Annotated in this window: 21 protein-coding genes; 12 read left to right on the plus strand and 9 right to left on the minus strand. The window is 73.3% G+C overall.

The window, feature by feature from the left end:
* The first annotated feature begins 93 nt into the window (after window positions 1-93).
* On the plus strand, window positions 94-870 hold the full coding sequence (locus tag ACZ5GP_RS00865) for a PIG-L deacetylase family protein (protein ID WP_468748700.1): 777 nt from the start codon (window positions 94-96) through the stop codon (window positions 868-870).
* 63 nt (window positions 871-933) lie between these two features.
* Here ACZ5GP_RS00865 and ACZ5GP_RS00870 read toward each other — a convergent pair whose 3' ends face one another.
* Window positions 934-2,898: a M13 family metallopeptidase gene (locus ACZ5GP_RS00870; RefSeq protein ID WP_468748701.1), complete on the minus strand. Its 1,965-nt coding sequence runs from the start codon at window positions 2,896-2,898 to the stop codon at window positions 934-936.
* A gap of 161 nt (window positions 2,899-3,059) precedes the next feature.
* Here ACZ5GP_RS00870 and ACZ5GP_RS00875 point away from each other — a divergent pair, with 161 nt between their 5' ends.
* The gene (locus ACZ5GP_RS00875; protein WP_468748702.1) at window positions 3,060-4,142 is read left to right on the plus strand and encodes a hypothetical protein; all 1,083 of its coding nucleotides are present in this window, start codon (window positions 3,060-3,062) and stop codon (window positions 4,140-4,142) included.
* Here ACZ5GP_RS00875 and ACZ5GP_RS00880 read toward each other — a convergent pair.
* Window positions 4,132-4,518 carry a PPOX class F420-dependent oxidoreductase gene (locus ACZ5GP_RS00880; protein WP_468748703.1) on the minus strand — a complete coding sequence of 129 codons (387 nt, stop codon included), beginning with the start codon at window positions 4,516-4,518 and terminating at the stop codon, window positions 4,132-4,134. The two genes, ACZ5GP_RS00875 and ACZ5GP_RS00880, sit on opposite strands and share 11 nt — an antisense overlap.
* Window positions 4,519-4,659: 141 nt before the next feature.
* On the opposite strand from ACZ5GP_RS00880, the gene ACZ5GP_RS00885 reads away from it, so the two are divergent.
* On the plus strand, window positions 4,660-5,460 hold the full coding sequence (locus ACZ5GP_RS00885; protein WP_468748704.1) for a MerR family transcriptional regulator: 801 nt from the start codon (window positions 4,660-4,662) through the stop codon (window positions 5,458-5,460).
* Window positions 5,461-5,469: 9 nt separating this feature from the next.
* Here the strand turns inward: ACZ5GP_RS00885 and ACZ5GP_RS00890 are convergent, their stop codons facing one another.
* Both ACZ5GP_RS00890 and ACZ5GP_RS00895 read right to left on the minus strand, forming a co-directional pair.
* Window positions 5,470-5,958, minus strand: a complete 489-nt coding sequence (locus tag ACZ5GP_RS00890; protein WP_468748705.1) for a GNAT family N-acetyltransferase — start codon at window positions 5,956-5,958, stop codon at window positions 5,470-5,472.
* Window positions 5,959-6,012: 54 nt separating this feature from the next.
* Window positions 6,013-6,882, minus strand: coding sequence for a substrate-binding domain-containing protein (locus ACZ5GP_RS00895; protein ID WP_468748706.1), 870 nt, complete (start codon window positions 6,880-6,882; stop codon window positions 6,013-6,015).
* A gap of 321 nt (window positions 6,883-7,203) precedes the next feature.
* On the opposite strand from ACZ5GP_RS00895, the gene ppk2 reads away from it, so the two are divergent.
* Complete coding sequence (gene ppk2 / locus ACZ5GP_RS00900) at window positions 7,204-8,163, plus strand: polyphosphate kinase 2 (protein WP_468748707.1); 960 nt, start codon at window positions 7,204-7,206, stop codon at window positions 8,161-8,163.
* A 254-nt stretch (window positions 8,164-8,417) separates the two neighbouring features.
* A complete protein-coding gene (rph, locus tag ACZ5GP_RS00905) occupies window positions 8,418-11,015 on the plus strand; it encodes a rifamycin-inactivating phosphotransferase (RefSeq protein WP_468748708.1) in 2,598 nt (865 codons plus the stop codon).
* A 30-nt stretch (window positions 11,016-11,045) separates the two neighbouring features.
* Here the strand turns inward: rph and ACZ5GP_RS00910 are convergent, their stop codons facing one another.
* Complete coding sequence (locus tag ACZ5GP_RS00910) at window positions 11,046-11,858, minus strand: maleylpyruvate isomerase family mycothiol-dependent enzyme (RefSeq protein ID WP_468748709.1); 813 nt, start codon at window positions 11,856-11,858, stop codon at window positions 11,046-11,048.
* Window positions 11,859-12,119: 261 nt separating this feature from the next.
* On the opposite strand from ACZ5GP_RS00910, the gene ACZ5GP_RS00915 reads away from it, so the two are divergent.
* On the plus strand, window positions 12,120-14,360 hold the full coding sequence (locus ACZ5GP_RS00915; protein ID WP_468748710.1) for an ATP-binding protein: 2,241 nt from the start codon (window positions 12,120-12,122) through the stop codon (window positions 14,358-14,360).
* Window positions 14,361-14,423: 63 nt separating this feature from the next.
* Here the strand turns inward: ACZ5GP_RS00915 and ACZ5GP_RS00920 are convergent, their stop codons facing one another.
* Complete coding sequence (locus ACZ5GP_RS00920; RefSeq protein WP_468748711.1) at window positions 14,424-15,032, minus strand: TetR/AcrR family transcriptional regulator; 609 nt, start codon at window positions 15,030-15,032, stop codon at window positions 14,424-14,426.
* 117 nt (window positions 15,033-15,149) lie between these two features.
* Between ACZ5GP_RS00920 and ACZ5GP_RS00925 the strand changes: the two genes are divergently transcribed.
* Genes ACZ5GP_RS00925 through ACZ5GP_RS00935 form a run of 3 tightly spaced genes read left to right on the plus strand, consistent with a single transcriptional unit; the run spans window position 15,150 to window position 18,041 of the window.
* The gene (locus tag ACZ5GP_RS00925) at window positions 15,150-16,631 is read left to right on the plus strand and encodes a cytochrome P450 (protein WP_468748712.1); all 1,482 of its coding nucleotides are present in this window, start codon (window positions 15,150-15,152) and stop codon (window positions 16,629-16,631) included.
* Between the two features lie 19 nt (window positions 16,632-16,650).
* On the plus strand, window positions 16,651-17,013 hold the full coding sequence (locus ACZ5GP_RS00930; RefSeq protein ID WP_468748713.1) for a hypothetical protein: 363 nt from the start codon (window positions 16,651-16,653) through the stop codon (window positions 17,011-17,013).
* Window positions 17,010-18,041 (plus strand): glutathione S-transferase family protein, encoded by a 1,032-nt coding sequence (locus ACZ5GP_RS00935; protein ID WP_468748714.1) that lies wholly within the window; start codon window positions 17,010-17,012, stop codon window positions 18,039-18,041. The genes ACZ5GP_RS00930 and ACZ5GP_RS00935 overlap by 4 nt, the downstream gene beginning before the upstream one ends.
* A gap of 54 nt (window positions 18,042-18,095) precedes the next feature.
* Here the strand turns inward: ACZ5GP_RS00935 and ACZ5GP_RS00940 are convergent, their stop codons facing one another.
* Window positions 18,096-18,326, minus strand: a complete 231-nt coding sequence (locus ACZ5GP_RS00940; protein ID WP_358578478.1) for a hypothetical protein — start codon at window positions 18,324-18,326, stop codon at window positions 18,096-18,098.
* Window positions 18,327-18,549: 223 nt separating this feature from the next.
* Here ACZ5GP_RS00940 and rpmF point away from each other — a divergent pair, with 223 nt between their 5' ends.
* Window positions 18,550-18,738, plus strand: a complete 189-nt coding sequence (rpmF, locus tag ACZ5GP_RS00945) for a 50S ribosomal protein L32 (protein ID WP_468748715.1) — start codon at window positions 18,550-18,552, stop codon at window positions 18,736-18,738.
* Window positions 18,739-18,838: 100 nt separating this feature from the next.
* Window positions 18,839-20,110 (plus strand): lactonase family protein, encoded by a 1,272-nt coding sequence (locus tag ACZ5GP_RS00950; RefSeq protein ID WP_468748716.1) that lies wholly within the window; start codon window positions 18,839-18,841, stop codon window positions 20,108-20,110.
* A gap of 41 nt (window positions 20,111-20,151) precedes the next feature.
* On the opposite strand, the gene ACZ5GP_RS00955 is transcribed toward ACZ5GP_RS00950, so the two are convergent.
* A complete protein-coding gene (locus ACZ5GP_RS00955) occupies window positions 20,152-20,745 on the minus strand; it encodes an isochorismatase family protein (protein ID WP_468748717.1) in 594 nt (197 codons plus the stop codon).
* A gap of 65 nt (window positions 20,746-20,810) precedes the next feature.
* On the opposite strand from ACZ5GP_RS00955, the gene ACZ5GP_RS00960 reads away from it, so the two are divergent.
* The gene (locus ACZ5GP_RS00960) at window positions 20,811-21,098 is read left to right on the plus strand and encodes a YkvA family protein (RefSeq protein ID WP_468748718.1); all 288 of its coding nucleotides are present in this window, start codon (window positions 20,811-20,813) and stop codon (window positions 21,096-21,098) included.
* On the opposite strand, the gene ACZ5GP_RS00965 is transcribed toward ACZ5GP_RS00960, so the two are convergent.
* The gene (locus tag ACZ5GP_RS00965; RefSeq protein ID WP_468748719.1) at window positions 21,063-21,776 is read right to left on the minus strand and encodes a DUF2470 domain-containing protein; all 714 of its coding nucleotides are present in this window, start codon (window positions 21,774-21,776) and stop codon (window positions 21,063-21,065) included. The two genes, ACZ5GP_RS00960 and ACZ5GP_RS00965, sit on opposite strands and share 36 nt — an antisense overlap.
* Window positions 21,777-21,881: the final 105 nt, after the last annotated feature.

A 21,881-nucleotide genomic window follows, 5' to 3' on the forward strand; every position in this document is an offset into this window, starting at 1 on the left:
CGCCAGCGCCCCGCCGTGTACGGAACCGCCGTCGGTCCCCTCCCTATGCTGGGTCCCTGCCCGTCGCGTCCCCGGACAGGAAGGTGGCTGTCGATGCCCGTGCCCGGTCTGCTCGCGGTCTTCGCCCATCCCGACGACGAGTCACTGGTGGCGGGCGGCGTGCTCGCCCGGCACGCGGCGGCGGGGGCCCCTGCCACGGTCGTCACCGCGACCTGGGCCGCGGGCACCCGGCGCGCGACCGAGCTGGCCGAGGCGGTGCGGCTCCTCGGCGCCGACGGGCCGCGGCTGCTCGGGTACGCCGACGGGCGCGTGCCGGAATCGGCCCCCGGCCGGGCACGGTGGTGTGACGCGCCGATCGACGAGACGGTGCGGGAGCTGGTGGCGCACATCCGTGACGTGCGGCCGGAGATCGTGGTCACCCACGACGCCTACGGCGGGCTGAGCGGCCACCCCGACCACGTGCACACCCATCGGGTGACGATGCTCGCCGCACAGGCGGCCGGGCTCGAACAGTTCTGCCCGGAGGCCGGCGCGCCCTGGCAGCCGAGCGCCCTGTATCTGGCCACGCACCCGCACTCGGCGGTGGCGGCGTTCGCTGAGGTGATCGGCACGCGGCGGACGGTGTTCAGTGTGCCGGACGCGTGGATCGGGGCGGCCGTCGACGTCGGCCCGTGGCTGGAGCGGAAGGTCGCGGCCGTGCTGGCCCACCGCAGCGAGGTGGAGCGGGGCGCCCTGCCCGCTCTGATCGCCGGCCTCGCACCGGACGCCCGCGCGCGGCTGCTGTCCACCGAGTGGTACATCCGGCACGAACTCGCCCCGGTGGCCGGCAAGCAGACGGAACTGACCGCCGGCCCCGGCAGGGGAGACTGACGGGGCGTCGGCAGGCGTGGCCGTGCGGGGCGCCGAGCGGCCTCGGCGCCCCGCACGCGGTGCTCACCAGATCCGTACGCGCTCCGCCGGGTCCAGCCACAGGCCGTCGCCCTCCACCGTGCCGAACGCCTCGTGGAACTCGTCGAGGTTGCGGACGATGTTGGCGCGGAACTCCGGCGGCGAGTGCGGGTCGATCGTGAGGTACTGCTGCTCCTGCTCCTTGCGGCGCTTGGCGCGCCAGCAGTACGCCCAGTTCTTGAACAGCCGCTGCGAACCGGTGCCCTCCTCGCTCTCGGGCATCGGCGCGCCGTCGAGCGCGATCAGGTAGGCGGTGTGCCCGATGGTCAGGCCGCCGAGGTCGCCGATGTTCTCGCCGACCGTCAGCGAACCGTTGACGAACTCGCCGGGGAGGTTGCGGGGCGAGAACGCGTCGTACTGCTTGATCAGGGCCTTCGACTTGGCCTCGAACGCGGTCTTGTCGGCGGGGGTCCACCAGTCGTTGAGGTTGCCCGCGCCGTCGTATTGCGCGCCCTGGTCGTCGAAGCCGTGGCCGATCTCGTGGCCGATGACGGCGCCGATGCCGCCGTAGTTCTCCGCCGGGTCGGCGTCGGGCGAGAAGAAGGGCTTCTGCAGGATGCCCGCGGGGAAGCAGATCTCGTTGGTGCCCGGGTTGTAGTACGCGTTGACCGTCTGCGGCAGCATGAACCACTCGTCGCGGTCGACCGGCTTCCCGATCTTGGCCAGCTCCCGGTCCGACTCGAACGCGGCGGCCGCCTGCGCGTTGCCGAGCAGGTCGTCGGGGCTGACCCGGAGCGCGGAGTAGTCGCGGAAGGTGTCCGGGTAGGCGATCTTGGGGCGGAAGGTGGCGAGCTTCTCGTACGCCCGGGCCTTCGTCTCGTCGGTCATCCAGTCCAGGCGGGCGATGGACTGGCGGTAGGCCTCGAGCAGGTTGGTGACGAGGTCGTCCATCATCGCCTTGGACGACGGCGGGAAGTGCCGCGCGACGTACTCCTTGCCGACGGCCTCGCCCATGGCGCCCTCCACCAGGGCGACGGCGCGCTTCCAGCGGGCGCGCAGCTCGGGGGTGCCGTTGAGGGTGCGGCCGTAGAACTCGAAGTTGTTGCGCACGAACGCGTCGGTGAGGTAGGGCGCGCAGGCGCGCAGCACGCGCGTCAGTGCCCAGTCCCGCCACTGCTCGATCGGCACCTCGGCGAGGACCGTGGAGAGGTGGGAGAGGTAGGAGGGCTGGCGGACGCAGGTCTCGGCGATGGTGGCGTCGGAGCCGCCGAGGCCCTCGACATAGCCGCGCCAGTCGAACTCCGGGGCCAGTGCGAGCAGCTCGTCCAGCGAGGTGAGGTTGTAGGTCTTGAGCACGTCGCGCGTCGCGGCGCGCTCCCAGTGGCCGGCGGCGAGCCGCGTCTCCACCGCGAGGACGGTCTTGGCGGCGGCCTCGGGGGCGGTGTGCTCGCCGAGCGTGAGGAGTTCGGTGAGGTGCGCCACGTACTTCTCGCGGATCTCGGCGAACTTGTCGTCGCGGTAGTACGACTCGTCGGGCAGGCCGAGGCCGCCCTGGAGGATGTTGAAGAGGTACCGGTCGGAGTCGCGGTCGTCCGAGTCGATGTACGAACCGAACAGGCCCGAGCCGCCGATGCGCTCGAAGCGGCCGAGGAACGCCGCGAGGCCACGGGTGTCCCGCAGGCCGGCGACCTCTTCGATCAGCGGGCGCACCGGGTCCAGTCCGCGGGCGGCGATGGTCTCCTCGTCCATGAAGGAGGCGTACAGCGCGGCGATCTTGCGGGCCTCGTCGGCGGAGGCGCCCTCCCCGTCCGGGGACTGCGCCAGGTCCTGGATGATCTCCTTCACCTGCTGTTCGGCCGTGTCGGCCAGCTGCACGAAGGGGCCCCAGCTGGAGCGGTCCTCGGGGATCTTCTCGGTGTCCAGCCACCGGCCGTTGACGTGTCCGAAGAGGTCGTCCTGCGGGCGGATCTCGGGGTTCATGCCCGGGCGGGCGTCATCCAGAATGCTCATCCACGCACCCTATGCGAGTGGCCGGGCCGGGACGAAGGAGTTGCCTCGCCGACAGGCACGGCCGGCTCCTCCCGTCCGCCGACTCGCGCGCAAACCGGCCCAATAGGAGCGATAAAGTAGCGCGTCAGCCTTCGTGTCCCTGTCCCACCAGGAGAGCTTCTGTGACCGTAGCCATCGACGCCCCGTCCGAGGAAGCCGCCGCCGGGGCCACCGCCGCGCCCGCCGACCCGGCGGCGCGCCTGGTGGCCGAGGACGCCCGTGCCTTCGGTGCGTACGCCCGCACCGGCGGCTGGGCCTTCGGCCTGAAGGTCGCCCGCAGCGTACGGCCCGGCGGGCAGGGCGCGGGCGAGACGCCGAAAATCTCGGCCAAGGAGTTCGCCGAGCTGGCCGGCTGCTCGGCCGACCGCGTCATGCGCTACTACAAGGCGTGGGACAAGGCGGCCGACGACGGGCTGGTGCCGCACTTCGAGGCGCTCTCCCCCGGCCTGGACGTGGAGCTGCCCGACGCCGACGTCTGGCTGTCGTACTACGCCTCCCGCTCCAGCGCCCTGACCCCGCGCGGCACCGCGATCACGCAGGCCGCCGAGGCCGAGGGCATCCGTCCCACCAAGGCCCTGGAGGTCGCGGAGAACCCGACCGCGCTGCGTGCCGCGATCCTCGCCGACCCCGGCACCGCCGAGGCGGCAAGGAAGGCGCTCATGGACCGCCTGGAGGAGGACCCGGCGCTCCGTACCGAACTGGTCCGCGACATCGTCCGCGCCGATGACCTGAAGAAGGCCGTGGCCGCCGAGGCCAAGGCGGGCGACCGTGTCGACTACGTCCGGCAGATCGTCGAGAAGGGCCAGGTCAAGACGCCGGCGGGCCAGATGATCGACGCCCCCGCGGAGCTGCGGGAGGAGGCCGAGCGGCATCTGTCGCTCATCGACGAGCTGGACGACGGGGAGGATTCGGGCGAGTGGGCGCGCGAGGCGTACGACACGGTGCGCGACATCGTCGCGCAGACCGTCCAGAGCGACCCGGAGCTGCGCGTGCAGGAGCGACGCGCGAAGTTCTACAGCAGCCTGCAGAAGGCGACGAAGGTCTTCGAGGAGCTGACGTTCGACGACGTCGAGGACACCGAGGACATCCGTGAGATCTACGAGGACGACATGGTGCGCCGCCTCGAGGACCTCCAGCAGGCGATCGGCACCTGCATCTCGGCCCTGCGGTCGGTGACGGGCCGGGAGGCGGACGTCAGCGCGTGAGCGTGATGCGGATCCCGACCGTGCCCTTCAGGCCGCGCCGGAGCCTGCTGCCGAGCAGGGTGAGGGAGCCGATCACCCCGTACTTGCGGGCGATGAGGCGGCGGTAGCGGGCGGTCACCTCGGGCGGGCAGATCTCGGCCGTCGCCGGCACCTGCCCGCCCGTCGGGTGGCCCCGCACATCGCAGGGTCCGACCAGGACGTCGGGGCGGCGGCGGATGCGCTTCACCTTCCATGAGTCGGCGGCCGTCCAGATGCCGAGCGCGTCGCCGTCGGGCACCACCCAGACGGGGCTCGGCACGAGGGTGCCGTCCTTTCGGTAGCTGCTGACCAGCACGTATTTCCCGGCGCTGAGCCGGTCCGGCGAAGTGTCGTCCATGCCGGGAAGTGTAGGGCGGTGCGGAAGACCCGGGACGGCGTCGCGGGAACCGCGCAGGTGACGTGCCCCTTACGGTAGTTGCATGGAACCGCCCAGGGTGAGCGAGACACCGTGCCGGGCACGCCCCCACGGGAGCGGCCGATGAGCGGGAGACCGGCTCCGGGGGCCGCGGGGAAGCGGCTGCGTCCGGTCGATCTGGCACGGGCGGCGGGCGTCTCCACCCAGCAGATCCGGAACTACGCCGACGCCGGCATCCTGCCGCCCGCGCCCCGCTCCCCCGCCGGGTACCGCGGGTTCGACGAGGGGCACCGGCAGGCCCTGCTCACCTACCGGGCGCTGCTGCGCGGACACGGCCCGGGGGCCGCCCAGGCCGTCATGCGGGCGGTGCACGCCGGGGACGTGCCACGGGCGCTCGCGCTCGTCGACGCCGGGCACGCCGCCCTGCACGAGCAGCGGCGCTCGCTCCGCACGACCGGGGAGGCCCTGCGGGCGCTCGCCGGGCAGGGGCCCGACGCCCCCGCCCTGCCGCGCTCCCGGCTGCGCATCGGGGAGCTGGCCGCCCATCTGGGCGTGCGGGCCTCGGCGTTGCGGGTGTGGGAGTCGGCCGGGCTGCTCACGCCGGCCCGCGACCCGGGCACGGGCTACCGCTCGTACGCGCCCGCCGAGGTGCGCGACGCCCGCATGATCCACATGCTGCGGCAGAGCCATTACCTCCTGCCGCAGATCCGGCCGGTCCTCGATGATCTGCGGCGCAGCGGCAGCGTCACGGCGCTCCGTTCCGCCCTGGCCCAGCGCGAGGCGACGCTGGATCAGCGGACGCGGGCGATGCTGGAGGGCGCGGGCCACTTGCACCACTACCTCGCGTGCGTCGCCCCCGACTCGGGGGAAGCGGCGTCGCAGGGCCCGGACCCCGGGAGCGGCGCCCGGCAGGGGTCGCCGTAGGGCCGGGGCCTACCAGGTGGTCTCGAAGTACTTCACACGTTCGTCCGCTCCGACGCACCGCATGCCGGCCGAGGCCATGACGCGCTGTGAGGCGGTGTTGTCGAGGTCCGCGTCCCCCTTCACGCGGGTCATCCCTTCCGCCCGCGCCAGCCGCAGGAGTTCGCGCAGGGCCTCGACGGCGTATCCCTTGCCGCGGGCGGCGGGGATCAGGCCGTAGCCGATCGTGACGGTGCCCTCGGCGTCCGGCGGCCGGTTGAAGCCGAGGCTGCCGATCGCCCGGCCGCCGTCGCGCTCCCGTATCTCGTAGTCGCCGAAGGGCCGCGGGTCGCCGGTCCGCGCGCAGTGGCCGAGGAAGTCGCCTGCCGATTCCACGTCCCCGTCGGTGGGGTAGCCGGGCCCCCAGCGCTCCCCGTCGGCGGGGGTGCGCGCCACCAGACGGCGTGCTTCCTCGGCGCTCATCGGGTGCAGGACGAGCCGGTCCGTCTCAAGATCTTCCATGCCAAGGGAATTACCACTCCCGGAGCACCGGCCGCATCTGGATTGTCCCGCGGGTCACCGCGCGGGGAGCGCCTCTTCGAGCGCCTCGGCGAGCGTGGTGCACAGACGGGCGTGTTCGCGTGCGCTGGGCGGCAGTTCGGGGTTCCAGGGCAGGACGCGGACGCGCGTGCCCAGGGCGTCGCCCAGCTCGCTCGCGTGGGAGCGTACGTCGCTGAGCACGAGGTCCGGTTCCAGCGCGGCCGCCTCGGCCCAGCCGGTGGTGGACCAGTTGGCTCCCGCGCCGGAGACCGGGTCCACGAGGCCGACGCCGAGCCCGGCGAGGGCGGCGAGGTCGGGCCAGGCGTAGGGCCTTGCCAGGTGGACGGAGTCGGGGCCTGCCGGGGAGAGGGCGAGCACACGCGGCCGTACCACGTCGGCCGCCGCCCGGCGCAACCGCTGCTCGGCGGCGGCGAGTTCGGCGTCCGCCTCGGGCCGCGCGGGGGCGCCGAGGGCGCGGGCGAGGGCCGTGAGGCGGTCCCTGATCCCGGCGAGGCTGCGGCCCCGTCCGACGTCGAGCACGACGAGGGGGACGCGCTCCTCAAGGTGTTTGGCGGTCTGCGGTTCGATGCCGTAGACCTGTCCGCCGCCGTAGGTGAGCGCGACGACCAGGTCCGGTCCGATGGCGAGGAGTGCGTCGAGGTCGAGCGCCCGGCCCGCCCCGAAGTAGGGGAGTCCGGCGAGGGGGAGGCCGCCCGCCTTCGCCGGGTCGGGTGCGGCGGGGTCGTCGTGCGCGGAGCCGAAGAGGCCGGCGGGGCGTATGCCGTGGTCGTACAGGGCGGCGGCCGTCGGCACGTAGGCGACCACGCGGGCGGGGCGGTGCGGGGTCCTGACCAGGTGGCCCCGGTCGTCGGTGAACTCCCAGTCCTGGACAGCGTCTTGTGCCATGGTCCTCGATTCCTCCCGCTCCGGTGCCGCCGCTCGGCCCGCTCCCGGCGTGGCCGTCCGGTGCTACCTGCCCGGGCGCGCCCCGGCGTACACGGAGGCGGCCGCGGTGGCGTCGCGGGGTGAACCGGCGCGCCTTGAGCGAGGTGGTTCAGCCGATCGGGAGGGTGGCGCCGGGTGAGGCACGGGCGACGGGGTCGCCGGCCCACTTTCTCGCCGGCGGTCCGGAGCGCAGCCCCGTCGGCGGACACAGGCGGGCGGTTCTGCTGGGTCGCCGCCCGAAATGGGGGTAGACAGGGTTACGCGGCGACGAGAGGAGACGATGTGGCGTCGGACGAGGCGCAGGAGGAGGGCGAGCACCTGCTCGACGGGCTGCGGGTGGACGAGGCCCGGCCCGAACGCCCTGTGCTGCTCGACGAGAAGGGCGAGCCGCTTCGGACCTGGCAGGAGAACTACCCCTACCGGGAGAAGATGCGGCGCAGGGTCTATGAGAGCCGGAAGCGTTTCCTGCAGATCGAGCTGCTGAAACTGCAGAAGACGGTGCGCGAGCAGGGCCTGCGCATCGTGGTCGTGTGCGAGGGGCGGGACGCCGCGGGCAAGGGCGGCACCATCAAGCGCTTCACCGAACGCCTCAACCCGCGCGGGGCGCGTGTGGTGGCTCTGGACAAGCCCACGGAACGCGAGGCGGGCCAGTGGTACTTCCAGCGCTATGTGGCGCAGCTCCCGTCGGCGGGCGAGATCGTCTTCTTCGACCGCTCCTGGTACAACCGCGCAGGCGTCGAACCGGTGATGGGCTTCTGCACACCGGAGGAGCACCGACAGTTCCTGCAGCAGACCCCGCTCTTCGAGAAGATGCTCACCGACGACGGCATCGTACTCATCAAGTTCTGGCTCTCCGTCTCGCAGGCGGAGCAGCGCACGCGCTTCGCGATCCGTCAGGTGGACCCCGTACGGCAGTGGAAGCTCTCCCCCACGGACCTGGCGTCGCTGGACCTGTGGGACGCGTACACCAAGGCCAAGGTGGAGATGTTCCGGGCGACGGACACCGTCCACGCCCCATGGTCGGTGATCAAGTTCAACGACAAGCGCCGCGGCCGTCTCGAAGCCATCCGGCACCTGTTGCTGCGCATGGACTACGAGTCGAAGGACAAGGACGCCGTGGGCGAGGCGGACCCGCTCATCATCGGTCCGGCCGACACGCTCCTGGAAGCGGGCGAGGACCCCGCGGACCTGTCCCCCAGCCGGATCGCCCGGCATGAACAGGGGCCCGGTCAGCACCCCTGAGCCGCAGGTGACCGCCCGCGCGTGAGACGACGAGAGCCGCCCGCCCGATCCCCCGGGCGGGCGGCTCTCGTGCGGGCGCCGCCGGATCGCGTTCCGGCGCCGGAAGCACTTCCGGCCAGAAAAACAAAGGGCAAGGAGTACGCACTCTCCTCGCCACTATCAAGATATAGCGCACCGGGGGGCTTGCCGCAAGGCCCCCATCAAGGCGCACAATCGTCGGCCGACGCCACAACCTGCGGAAACGAGGGCTCCACGTGCATGTGCTGGATCTGGAAGAGGTCGACGAGACACAGATCGCGCTCGTCGGCGGCAAGGGCGCGCAACTGGGCGGGCTGTCGCGGATCGACGGCATTCGCGTGCCGGCCGGCTTCTGCGTGACGACGGACGCCTTCCGTCGCGTCATGGCCCGGACTCCGTCCGTCGAGGAGCAGTTGGACCAGCTGTCGCGCCTGGACGCCGAGGCCCCGGACGACCGGGAGGCGATCCGTAGGGTCAGCGCGCGGATCCGCCGGACCATCGAGGAGAGTCCGGTTCCGGGCGAGCTCGCGGCGGAGGTCGGCCGGGCGCTCGCCCGGCTCGGCGCACAGGCGGCCTGTGCCGTCCGCTCCAGCGCGACGGCGGAGGACCTCCCGACGGCCTCCTTCGCCGGCCAGCAGGACACCTACCTGAACATCGGGGGGCACGAGGCGGTCCTGCGGCACATCAGCCGGTGCTGGGCCTCGCTGTTCACGGAGCGGGCCGTGATCTACCGTCGGCGCAACGGCATCGACCATCGGACGGTCCACATGGCCGTGGTCGTGCAGCGGATGGTCCTGCCCCACGCCTCGGGCGTCCTGTTCACGGCCGACCCCGTCTCGGGCAACCGGAGGGTCGCCACCGTCGACGCCGGGTTCGGCCTCGGTGAGGCCCTGGTCTCCGGCCTGGTCAACCCGGACGTCTTCAAGGTGCGCGACGGCGAGGTCGTGGACCGGACGATCGCCGCCAAGGAGCGTGCCGTACGGGCCCTGCCCGCGGGAGGCACGCGGGAGGTGACGGTCGACGCGGGGCAGCAGCGGCTGCCGGCGCTCACGGACGCCCGGGCCGTGGAACTCGTGGACCTCGGACGGCGGATCGAGGCGCACTTCGGCTGCCCGCAGGACATCGAATGGTGCCTGGCCGACGACGGCTTCCAGATCGTGCAGAGCCGGCCGATCACCACGCTCTTCCCGGTCCCCGAGAGCGGCGACCAGGACAACCACGTCTACGTCTCCGTGGGCCACCAGCAGATGATGACCGACCCCATGCGGCCCCTCGGGCTCTCGATGTGGCGGTTGACGGCCATGGTCGAGATGCACGAGGCCGGCGGGAGGCTGTTCGTCGACGTCACCCCACGCCTGGCCGATCCCACCGCCCGCGTGGCCCTCCTGGACCTCATCGGCAAGGGCGATCCGCTGGTCAGGGACGCGCTGGAGACCGTCCTCGACCGTGACGAGTTCGTCCCCTCCCTGCCGGACACGGGCCCCGGGCGACCGCCGGGTGGCCCCGCGCCCATGCCGGCCGAGGTCGATCCGGGCATCGTCGCCGAGCTGATCGAGCGCAGCCGAACGTCCGTCGCGGCCCTGGAGCGGGACATCCGGACGAAGACCGGACCGGCGCTGTTCGACTTCCTGGCGGAGGCCTTCGAGGAGCACAAGCGCGTGCTCAGCGACCCGCTGAACCTGCGGGCGATCATGGCGGGGATGGAGGCCACCTGGTGGCTCAACGACCGGCTGCGGGAGTGGCTCGGCGAGAAGAACGCGGCCGACACGCTCACCCTGTCCGCCCCCGACAACATCACGTCGGAGATGGGGCTGGCGCTGCTGGACGTCGCGGACGCGGTGCGCCCGCATCCGCAGGTCGTGGCGTCTCTGCGGAACGTCGAGGACGAGGGCTTCCTGGAGGGGCTGCCCGAGCTCGCGGGCGGCAAGGAGGCGCGCGAGGCCATCGAGGCCTACCTCGACCGGTACGGCATGCGCTGCGTCGGCGAGATCGACATCACGAGGCCGCGCTGGCGCGAACGCCCCACCACGCTGGTGCCCGCGATCCTCGACAACGTCAGGAACTTCGAGGCGGGCGCCGCCGCCCGGCGCTTCGAACAGGGCCGGCGAAGGGCGTGGCAGAAGGAGCAGGACGTGCTGGCACGCCTTCGGGACCTGCCGGACGGTGAGCGCAAGGCCGCCGAGACCAAGCGGATGATCGACCAGGTGCGGGCCTTCGTCGGGTACCGGGAGTATCCGAAGTACGCCATCATCAGCCGCTACTTCGTCTACAAGCAGGCCCTGGTGGGCGAGGCCGAGCGCCTCGTGGGGGCCGGTGTGCTCCGTGAGAAGGAGGACGCCTTCTATCTCACGTTCCAGGAGCTGGACGACGTCGTGCGCTCGCACCAGGTGGACCAGGGGCTCATCCAGCGGCGCAAGGAGGCGTTCCGTTCCTACCAGGCGCTGACCCCGCCCCGGGTGCTCACCTCGGACGGTGAGGCCCTGTCCGGGGCGTACCGGCGCGACGACGTGCCGGCCGGCGCCCTGGTCGGCCTGCCGGTGTCCGCCGGGACCGTCGAGGGCCGGGCCCGGGTCGTCCTGGATCCGGCGAAGGCCGATCTCGACGCGGGCGACATCCTGGTCACGACCTTCACGGACCCCAGCTGGTCGCCGCTGTTCGTCGGCATCGCCGGTCTGGTGACGGAGGTGGGCGGTCTCATGACCCACGGGGCGGTGATCGCCCGGGAGTACGGCCTGCCCGCCGTGGTCGGCGTGGCGCAGGCCACCGGGCGGATCAGGGACGGTCAGCGGATCCGGGTGCACGGAACCGACGGGTACGTCGAGATCCTGCCCTGACCGGATCCTTCCGCGACCGGCGTGCCGCCGTCATCTGCGCAGCCAGTGCCCGGCGCCGTCCAGCCAGGCGGTCAGGAAGTCCTCGTCCCCCCTCACCTCGATGCGGTCGGCCGGGGTCGGTGCGCGGCGCCGGTACACGAGGAGCAGCAGGTCGGTAAGGGGGCCGCGCACCGCCGTGCCCGCCTTCCGATGGGTGTGGCCGACGGTGACGGGCGCCTGGGTGAGGTCGATGAACCACTCCCCCGTTCCCTCGGGGGCGTCGGTGGCGTGGAAGTGCACGGTGCGGCCGGGCCCGAGCAGCGCGCGGTGCGCGGCGGGCGAGGCGTAGGCCTGCGGCAGGGTGCTGAACCCCAGCCACTCCGCCAGGCCGTCGAGGGCCACGTCCGCGTCCAGGGTGTAGGCCCCGCCCACCGCGGCGGTCGCGTCGAAGCGGTGGACGACCGTCTCGTACGTCATGCGCCGGGCCCAGAAGAGAGGGGTGCCGTCCGGCGCCGGGGTCCACACCCCGGCGTCGGGCCCCGCCGCGCGCAACGTGTCCACGAGACGGGCGGTGCTGTCGGTCAGCCGGGCTCCGAGCGTCGCGAGGTCGTCGTCCGCTCGGGGCGCGACCTCGTTGACCTCGTGGTCCGGGACGGGTTCGGCGGCGCGGGTGCGCACGATGGTCTCGGCCCAGCCGTAGGTGCCGCCGACGTGGCGCAGCAGGTGCGCGAGGGTCCAGCCGGGGCAGCCCGGTACGGGTGTGGCGGCGTCCGCACCGTCGATCGCGGACACCAACTGGGCGCTCTGCGCGGAGATCCGGGTGACATAGCGGTCGTACACCGCACGGGGGCTCGGACATGTCATGCCGTCACGGTAGAGCACGGGCGCGAGGCGCCGGGCACGGACCAGGTCGGACAAAGGCCGGCACCCGTACAGGGATACGACGGTTCGCCGCCCCGCGTGATTCGGCTCGGCTTATCACTACCCGGAATGGCGGCGGGCGGTTGGACGAACTGTCGAAAAGGGTGCAGTGACGATTCTGCGCGGTCATCGTGCCCTTCAGGGGTGGTGACGGCCCGGCGCCCGACGCAGCTGGGGTCAGGCCGCGGGCAGGAATGGGGAAGCGTGCGAGTACGGGGTGACGGGGAGGGCGCTGCCGGGTCGGAGCGGTTCGGCCTGGCCGGGAGCGGGCTGCTCGGGAGCGGACTGATCGGGCGGGGCGAGGAGTTGAGGGCGCTTCGCCGGCTGCTCGCCCAAGGACGGCTCGTCACGGTGGTCGGTGGCGCCGGGATGGGCAAGAGCCTGCTCGCCGAGCACGCGGCCGCGGCGGTGGGCGGCGCGCTGCCGGACGGCGTGGTGCGAGTGCGGTGGTGGGAGGGTGGCCCGGCACGCAGGCGGTCGGTCGCGCGGGCGGTGGCCGAGGCCTTGGACGGAGCGGCGGACGGGGCGTCGGGCCGGATGGGCGCGGGCGGGGGGCCGGTCGGGATCGCGGAACTGGCCGCGTGCTTGCGGGACCGGCGGCTGCTGCTGGTGCTCGATGACTTCGATCCGGTGCGCGAGGAGTGCGTACGCCTGGTGCGGGCGCTCCTGGCCGAGGCGCCCGGGCTCCGGGTGCTGGCCGCCGGCCGTCATCCCCTGGGTCTCGGCGAGGAGGCGGTACTGCGCCTCGGGCCGCTCGCGGTCGTCGCAGATCCGCAGACGCCGGTCGCCGGGGCCGAAACGGGCGCGGGCGAACCGGACGTGACCGCGCGTCCGGGCCCCGCTGCCGGGGCCGAGGGGGAAGTGGGCCCGGCCGTCGCCCTGTTCCTGGAACGGGTACGGGCCGTCCGAGGCGGCCGGGCGACCGCCGGGAGCCGGCCGAGGCGAGCCCCCGGCACCGGCGGTCCGCCGGCCCCCCGCAGCGGCCCCGGCCCCGCGAACCCCACCGAACCCCGCGCCCGCTCGCACGACACCGCCCGCATCCCGTACGAGGTCGTGGACGCAGCACCCGGCGGCGTGGAGTTCTCGCGCGACGACGTGCGCGCCGCCCGTGACATCTGCCGACGGCTCGAAGGCGTGCCGCTGGCCATCGAGTTGGCGGCGGTGCAAGCGGCGCACCATCCGCTGCCGCGGCTCGCCCGGCTGCTGGCGGACACGCAGGGCTGGCTGAGCAGGCCGGACGCCCCGCTGCGCAGACATCGCTCGCTGCACGCCGCCGTGGGCGCCGGCTACGCGCTGTGCGGGACGGTCGAACGCACCGTCTGGGCCCGGCTCAGCGTGTTCGCCGGGGAGTTCGACGGGGACGCGGCGGCGTTCGTGTGCGGGGGCGAAGGCCTCGACGCGCGGAAGGTGCCCGCCGCGCTGGCCGGTCTGGTCCTCGCCTCGGTCCTGGAGCCGGTCCGCGACGTCGGCGGCGTACTGACCGCGCGTTACCGCATGTCCGCGGCGGCCCGTGGCTTCGGCACCGAGCGGCTGCGGTCGGCGGGGCTCGCGGCCGCCGCCGTCAGCCGCCACCAGTACTGGTACGGCCATGTGGCTTCGACCGCCCACCACTTGTGGAGCACCGGTCTGCACGAGCGGGCCATGGCGCTGGTCCGCGACGAGGAGGCCGACCTGCGTGCCGCCCTCACCCGGCGGCCGGGCGACGCGGACCAGGTGTCGACGGCCCTGGCACTGACCGTCGACCTGTGGTTCTGGTGGGCGGTCTGCGGAAGGGCGGCGGAGGGGCGCGCCCATCTGCGGCGCCTGCTGCCGATGGACGGGGCGGAATCCTGGGTCCGCGCACAGGCGCTGTGGCTGGCGGGCTGGCTGGCGGTGCGCACGGACTCCTGCGACGCCGCCGAATTGCTCGGCGAGGCCTGGCAGGCGGCTGTCCTCGCGGGTGATGACGCCACCGTCGGGCGCGTCTGCCATGTGCTGGGGGCGCTCGCCCTGGAAGAGGACAGGACCGAGGAGGCCATCGCTCATCTGCGGGCGGCCACGGACGCCGTTCCCGCGCACGCGGAGCACGGCCCGCCCACCGCCGTCAGCTGGGCGCTGCTCGCCGTGGCGCAGACCCGGGCCGACCCCGCCGAGGCGCGGCGCAGCGCCCGTCGTGCCGCGACCTGTCCGCAACCCCGGCACGATCTGTGGACGCGTTCCATGACGCAGTACGCGCAGGCACTCGTCGACCACCTGGACGGCCGCCGCAGCCGCGCCTGGCGGCGCGCCCACAAAGCGCTGGCCGGCGCCCTCGGAGTGGCCGGCGCCGTCCCCACCACCGCGGTCCCGGCCACCGCGCTGGCCGTACCGCCCGGCGTCCCGCGCGTCCGCCGGCTGATCGCGGACATCGAGGCGGGCCGAACACCCTCCCCACCTCTTTTCCCGCGCTCGGCGATCGACCGCTGACCCGGGGGCAGGGGCCCCGGCGCCGCTCCCGGTGGCGGGAGGGGCGCCACCGGGCCCTGTGTGTCAGCGCGTGATCGCGCCCAGCAGCGCCTTCGCGCACAGGTCCCGCACCTGTGCGCGCGTCAGTTCCGGTGCGGCCAGCCACTCCAGGCAGACGGCCACCATGAAGGCGAGCCAGCCCCGCACCGCGAGGCGCAGCACGTCCGCGTCCCGGACGATGTCCGCCGCGTCCGGGTCCGCGGCGAGAGCGGCGAGGATCTGCCGCTCCTGGGCGGCGAGGCCCGCGCCGTAGACCTCGCGCACCAGGGGGTCGCCCGCGGCCTCGGCCCGGTGGAAGGCGCGAAAGCCCTGCGCGTGGCTCTCGACGTAGCCGAGGAAGGCGTCCAGGCCCGTACTGATCTGCTCCCGCACCGGCAGTCCCGGCACGGCCGCCGTCAGACGCAGCATGCGCTCGCTCTCGCGCCGCACGACAGCGGCGAAGAAGTCCCTCTTGGTCGGGAAGTAGTGGTACAGGAGTCCGCGCGAGACGCCGGCGATCTCCGCGACCCGCTCGATCCACACGTCGTCGTAGGGCTTCTGTGCGAACAGCCGCGCCCCGACCGAGAGCAGCTGCTCCCGCCGCTCCTCGGTGCTCAGTCTGCGGCGCGTGCGCTCCTGAGGGTTCGCGGCCATGCGGGCACTTTACTCGACTTGCTTGACGCGAATTCAACGGCGGCCCCAGACTGGGGAGCCTTATTGAATCCATGTACAACAGGCCCAACGGGTCCGCCGGGCAAGGGAGATGGGCACATGGCGCAGACGACGCGGTCCGCGGCGGGGCAGGCGGCGCCGGCCGGGCCCCCGCCCAAGGGGTTCCGCAGCGCCGAGCTGGGGTGGCCCGAGCTGCACCGGATACCCCACCCGCCGCGCCGCCTGCCGTTTCTGGGCGACATCCTCGGCGCCGACGCGCGGACGCCCCTGCAGGACTCGATGCGGCTGGGGCACCGGCTCGGGCCCATCTTCCGGCGCAAGGCGTTCGGCAAGGAGTTCGTGTTCGTGTGGGGCGCCGAGCTCGCCGCCGACCTGGCCGACGAGTCGCGCTTCGCCAAGCACGTGGGGCTCGGGGTGGCCAATCTCCGTCCGCTCGCGGGCGACGGGCTCTTCACGGCGTACAACCACGAGCCCAACTGGCAGTTGGCGCACGACATCCTCGCGCCGGGGTTCAGCCGCGAGGCGATGGCGGGCTACCACCCCCTGATGCTCGACGTGGCGCGGCAGCTGACCGCCCGCTGGGACGAGCGGGAGGCGGCCGGCCGGGCGGTGGACGTGCCGGGCGACATGACGAAGCTGACGCTGGAGACGATCGCTCGCACCGGTTTCGGGCACGACTTCGGCTCCTTCGAACGCTCGACCCCGCATCCCTTCGTGACGGCCATGGTCGGCACGCTCTCCTTCGCCCAGCGCCGCAACGTCGTCCCGCCCCTGCTCACGCCGCTGCTGCTGCGCGGTGCCGACCGGCGCAACGACGCGGACACGGCGTATCTGAACCGCACCGTCGACGCGGTGGTCGCCGCCCGCCGTACCGCGTCCGGGGCGGGTGGCCACGGGGACCTGCTCGACCGCATGCTGGAGGTGGCGCACCCCGAGACCGGGGAGCGGCTGTCCTCGGAGAACATCCGCCGTCAGGTCATCACCTTCCTGGTCGCCGGGCACGAGACGACCTCCGGGGCACTGTCCTTCGCGCTGCACTACTTGTCGCGCTCCCCCGAAGTCCTCGCCCGCGCGCGGGCCGAGGTCGATGAGGTGTGGGGGGCGCGGGAGGAGCCCGCGTACGAGCAGGTGGCCAAGTTGCGTCATGTGCGCCGGGTGCTGGACGAGTCGCTGCGGCTGTGGCCCACCGCTCCCGGGTTCGCCCGCGAGGCCCGCGCGGACACCGTGCTCGGGGGCGCGCACCCGATGCGGCGGGGGGCCTGGGCGCTCGTCCTCGCGACGATGTTGCACCGTGATCCGGCCGCGTGGGGCGAGCGCCCCGAGGAGTTCGATCCCGACCGGTTCACCCCCGCGGCGGTGCGGGCGAGGCCACCGCACGTCTTCAAGCCGTTCGGCACCGGGGCGCGGGCGTGCATCGGACGCCAGTTCGCCCTCCACGAGGCCACCTTGGTACTCGGGCTGCTGCTGCGCCGCTACGACCTGCACGCCGATCCCGGCTACCGGTTGCGCGTCGCCGAGCGGCTTACCCTCATGCCGGACGGGCTCACTTTGCGGCTCACCCGCCGCTCACCGGCCGTGTAGGAGCGCCATTGTCAGACCCGTGCGCGAGAGTGGAGACGGCATCGCCGCGATGCCGCCCATGCCACCCAGCGCAGAGGAGTCGCTCGACATGACCGGCACGACGTCCGAGGAACTGCTCGCCGCCCAGGCCTGCTTGCGTCTGCTGCACACCGCCCGCGCCGCGCTGTCGGACACCTCCGAGGTCCCTCCGGCCGCCGCGGCCACCCTGCTCGCGGGGCCGATCGCGGAGGCCGACGACGCGCTGCGCCGCGCCGGCCTCGCGGGCAACGAGGCGGTGCTCATCGAACGGATCTACGATCTCGCTCCCTCGCCGCGCGCCGAGGAGGAGGGCGGCACTCCCCCGGTGGCCCGTTCGTGTGCGCGAGAGGGGAGCCAGTCATGAGCGCGGCGCCCGACGGCCCGGCGGAGGGCAACGCCGGTTACGGCCACAAGGAGTTCAAGCGCGCCAAGAGCCACTTCGCGGACCGCGTCACCGCCGACGGGCGGGACGGCTGGCCGGTCGAGGCGGGGCGCTACCGCCTGGTGGTGAGCCGCGCCTGCCCCTGGGCGGGCCGCGCGCTCATCGCCCGGCGGCTGCTCGGCCTGGAGGGCGCCCTCTCCCTGGGGATCACCGACCCGATCCAGGACGACCGGAGCTGGCGGTTCACGCTGGACACCGACGGCCGCGACCCGGTCCTCGGCATCCGCTTCCTGAGCGAGGCCTACGAGGCGCGCGAGCGCGGCCATCCCGGCGGTGTCAGCGTGCCCGCCATCGTGGACGTGCCGAGCGGCAAGCTGGTCACGAACGACTACCAGCGGATCACCCTGGACTTCGCCACACAGTGGACGGCGCTGCACCGCGAAGGGGCGCCGGATCTGTACCCGCGGCCGCTGCGGGACGAGATCGACACGGTGATGGACGACATCTACCACGACGTCAACAACGGCGTGTACCGCGCGGGTTTCGCCTCCGACCAGAGCGCGTACGACGCGGCGTGCCGCGATGTGTTCCGCCGCCTGGAGCTGACCTCGCAGCGGCTGGCGAGCCGCCGCTATCTCGTCGGGGAGACGATCACGGAAGCGGACATCCGGCTGTTCAGCACCCTGGTGCGGTTCGACGCCGTGTACCACGGCCACTTCAAGTGCAATCGCCGCAAGCTGGCCGAGGATCCGGTGTTGTGGGCGTACGCCCGGGACCTGTTCCAGACGCCGGGGTTCGGGGACACCATCGACTTCGACCACATCAAGCGGCACTACCACCAGGTGCACACGGGCATCAATCCCACCGGCATCGTGCCGCTGGGGCCCGACCTCGGCGGCTGGCTGACACCGCATCACCGCGAGCAGCTCGGCGGGCGGCCGTTCGGTGACGGCACGCCGCCGGGTCCCGTGCCCGCCGGTGAGGAGGTGCCGGCCACCGGACGGCCCTGACCGGCGCGGACGCTCCCGCCCGCGCCCCCGTTCCGGCTTCCCGCGCGGGAGGGGTCAGCGCGGTCGCCAGGTGAACTTGTCGCCGCCCACCCAGCGCACGGCGTCCGGATCGTCGAGGTCGTGCACGGCGATGCCCGCCATGGCGGCGGCGTCCAGGACATCCGTGACGGTCTTCGCCGTGCCGACCACCTCGCCGTCGATCTCCACGATGCGAAACGGCGGGCTGCCGGGCTGAACGCCGAGGACCGTGATGCGGGGGTTCGCCGTGTACGGGTACTCGCTCATGCCTGGAACTCTTCCACGGCGGAGCGAGGGACCGCCTCGCCAGTCGGCCGCTCGGGCTACCCCGGGCCGCCCGACCGCGGGCACCCCACCGACGCACCCTCAACCTGAGGTCCAGGGTGAGTCTTGCGACCGGCGGCACGGTCACGACCCGCCAATTGCTCATGGGAACCATTTTCATATAGCGTCGGACCGTCGCCCTGCCCCACCACCCCAGGAGGACCCGATGGCCGTACCCAAGCGGAAGATGTCCCGCAGCAACACCCGTCACCGCCGCGCGCAGTGGAAGGCCAGTACTCCGCGACTGGTGCCCGTCACCATCGACGGCACCCGGCACCTGATCCCGCAGCGCCTGCTCAAGGCGTACGAGCGCGGCTTGCTGCGCCTGCCCGCACACCGCGGCGACCACCGATGACATGAGCCCCGCCCCCGCCCGGTGTGCCTCTTGTGGGCCCGATCATGGAGGGGGCACTGTGGCTGCCACAACCGTCACCACCGACGCGCGAGGTGTAGGCATGGACAGCGGAGCAGGACCGGCCGGGCCTTCCGGGGACCGCCCGGGGCGGCGGCGGTTCCTCGGGGCACTGGCGGGAGCGGCCGCGGCGGGAGCCCTGTCCTGCACCGCCGCTTGCGCCTCCTCGCACCCACCGGAGCGCGAGAGCGCGCACCGCTCACGTCCGGACGCCACGCACAAGGCCCCCGACTCGTCCACCGCACACCGCCCGGTCCGCGAGGGACGGCTGTTCCTGGGCACGTACACCTCCCAGGAAGGCGGCGGCAAGGGCATCGGGCTCGCGACGTACGACGAGACGACGGGCCGCGTCACCGGCACCGGCACGATCACCGGCGTGCCCGACCCCTCCTATCTCGCCCTGCACCCCTCGGGCCGCACCCTCTACGCCGTGGACGAGCGGGAGAAGGGCGGGGTGACCGCCGTCGCGCTCTCCCCCGGCGGCGGCCACGAGGTCCTCGGGACGCGGGACACCGGCGGCGGGGCGCCCTGCCATCTCTCGGTACATCCGGGCGGCCGCTGGCTGCTCAGCGCCAACTACCTCTCCGGCAGCGTGAGCGTCCACCCCATCGACAGGTCCGGGGCGCTGGGCGAGCGGACCGACGTGGTCACGCACTCCGCCCCGCCGCCGGGCCCGGGCCAGGACGGGCCACACGCCCACCAGATCGTCACGGCGCCCGACGGCCGCCACATCCTCGCCGTCGACCTCGGCACCGACGCCGTCCACACCTACCGGCTCGACGCCGGGGCGGGCACACTCCGCCGGCTGTCGTACGCGACGCTGCGGCCCGGCGCGGGCCCGCGCCATCTCGCCTTCCACCCCTCGGGGCGCTTCGCGTATCTCGCCAACGAGCTGGACGACACGGTCGTCGTCTGCGCGTACGACCCCGCCACCGGCCGCCTCACCCCGGGCGAGCCGCAGTCGACGGGCTCCGGTGCCACGACCAATCACCCGGCGCAGATCGTGGTGACGCGCGAGGGGCGCTTCGCCTTCCTCGCCAACCGCGGCCACAACAGCGTCGCGCGGTACGCGGTCGAGGGCGGCGGCGCCCGGCTGCGGCTCCTGGACACGGTGCCCGTGCGCGGGGACTTCCCCCGGCATCTCGCCCTGTCCCCGTCGGAGCGGCTGCTGTTCACCGCGAACCAGAAGTCGGACTCGGTGAGCGTGTTCCGGGTCGACCGGCGCAGCGGTGGACTGCGCCTGACGGGCGAGCCGTTCGCGGCGCCGGCCGCGGTGTGCGCGCTGCCCGTCGGCGAGGCGGGACGGACGGCCTGACGGGCGGGCCCCTGAGCGACAGCCGTCGCCGCGGTTCGCCGCTACGGCTTGATGAAGCCGACGTCGCTCGCCCGGACGGCGATCTCCACCTCGTCACCGAGGGCCCATTCGGCGACGCGCGAGACCATCGCGGCGGGCACCAGGTCGCTGATGCCCTCGGCGGCCGGAATGTCGTACGTCGCGTGGGCGTCGTGCGGCAGGACGACACGGAAGTCGAGGTCCAGGGCGGTGCGCGCGGTGGCGCTGACGCACATCTCGGACATGACCCCGCAGATGGCCAGCTCCGTGACGCCGGCCTCCTTGAGCAGTTCCTCCAGGCGGGTTCCCTCGAAGCCGTCGTCGACGGTCTTGCGCAGGACGACCTCGCCGCGGTCGGTGTCGACGGGCAGGGCGACCGGCCAGCCCGGTGTGCCCGGTTCGTCGGGGCTGCCGGGCTCGCCGTCGTTCTGGAGCTGGACGACGAGCGCGCCGCTCTCGCGTGCCCCGGCCATGAGGCCGCGGACCCGGTCGAGCAGCCGGTCCGCGTGGGGCACGGCGCCGTCGCCGTTGACGAAGGCGCACTGCATGTCGACCACCAACAGGGCCTGGACAGGTGCGTGGGACTCAGGGTGGGGCGGGGGCGGCTGTTTCTGCATCCCGCCATGATGCCCGGCGCGTGAAACCGCGACGCGGGGCGGTGGCGTCGGTAACGTACATACGTATGAGCACGGAACTGACCGCCCTCCTCGTCTGCGCGGCCGTACTGCTCGCCGCGACGCTGGCCGTCGCGGTCGTCCTGCTCGTCCGCCTCGTCCGCACGCGCCGCGCCCTGCGCAGAGCCGGACTTCCGGTCGAGCGGCAGTGGGTCTTCTGGGGCGCGGTCGCCTATCTCGTGCTGCCCACCGACCTGCTCCCCGATCCGATATACCTGGACGACATCGGGGTGCTGCTCCTCGCGCTGCGGTCGATGCGGTCAACCGCCGACGGGCCGCCCGCGCCGGGAGGCTGAGAGGCGGGCCCTGGCGAGCAGGGCGTGCATGCAGTCCATCACCTGGGAGACGTCCTCGACCGTCTGATGGAACGGCAGGCGTACGTCGGCCTGGCCGCGGGCGCGTTCGATGCGCAGGCAGATGCCGTGCCGGTCGAGGGCGAGCGGGCGCACCCGCACCACGCCCTGGAGGCTGTCCGGGCTGATGAGGCGGGTGAGCTGCTCGACGGCGTCCGGGTGGGCGTCGGCGAGATGGGTGAGCAGCCGGGACTCCGCCTCGGCGAGCGGATCGGGGACGGCCAGGGCCAGTTCGTCGAGCTCGATGCCGTGGCGGTCGCCGTTCGCGTCGTGCAGGACCGCGCGTGTCGGTTCGAGGACGAGGTGGTCGTCGTCGTACGCCAGTGCCCCCGACAGCCACAGACGCGCGCGGACGCGGTCCCTGACCGGGACCGGCGCGACGTCGGCGAACTCGACCAGCGTGGTCGGCTCGCCGCGCGGCGCGCAGATGAGGGCGGCGGCGAGCGCGCTGTCCTCGGGCGGGCACAGCCGCAGCCTGCCGTCCTCGGTGACGCTGTGCGCGCCGACGAGTTCGTCCTTGCCGATCTCCGTGGTGACCGCGCAGGACCATGCGGTGGCGAGCACCGAACGGGCGCGGGCCGCCGCTGTGGGCACGGTCGTGCTGCTGTGACGGACAGCCATCCTCAACCTCCATTAGGTAAGCCTTGCCTAACTTATCGGAGATCGGGGGGCGGGGCCAGTACGCGCAACGGCCCCGCGCGGCGAACCGCGCGGGGCCGGGAGACA

This window comes from Streptomyces sp. NPDC031466, assembly GCF_055581265.1.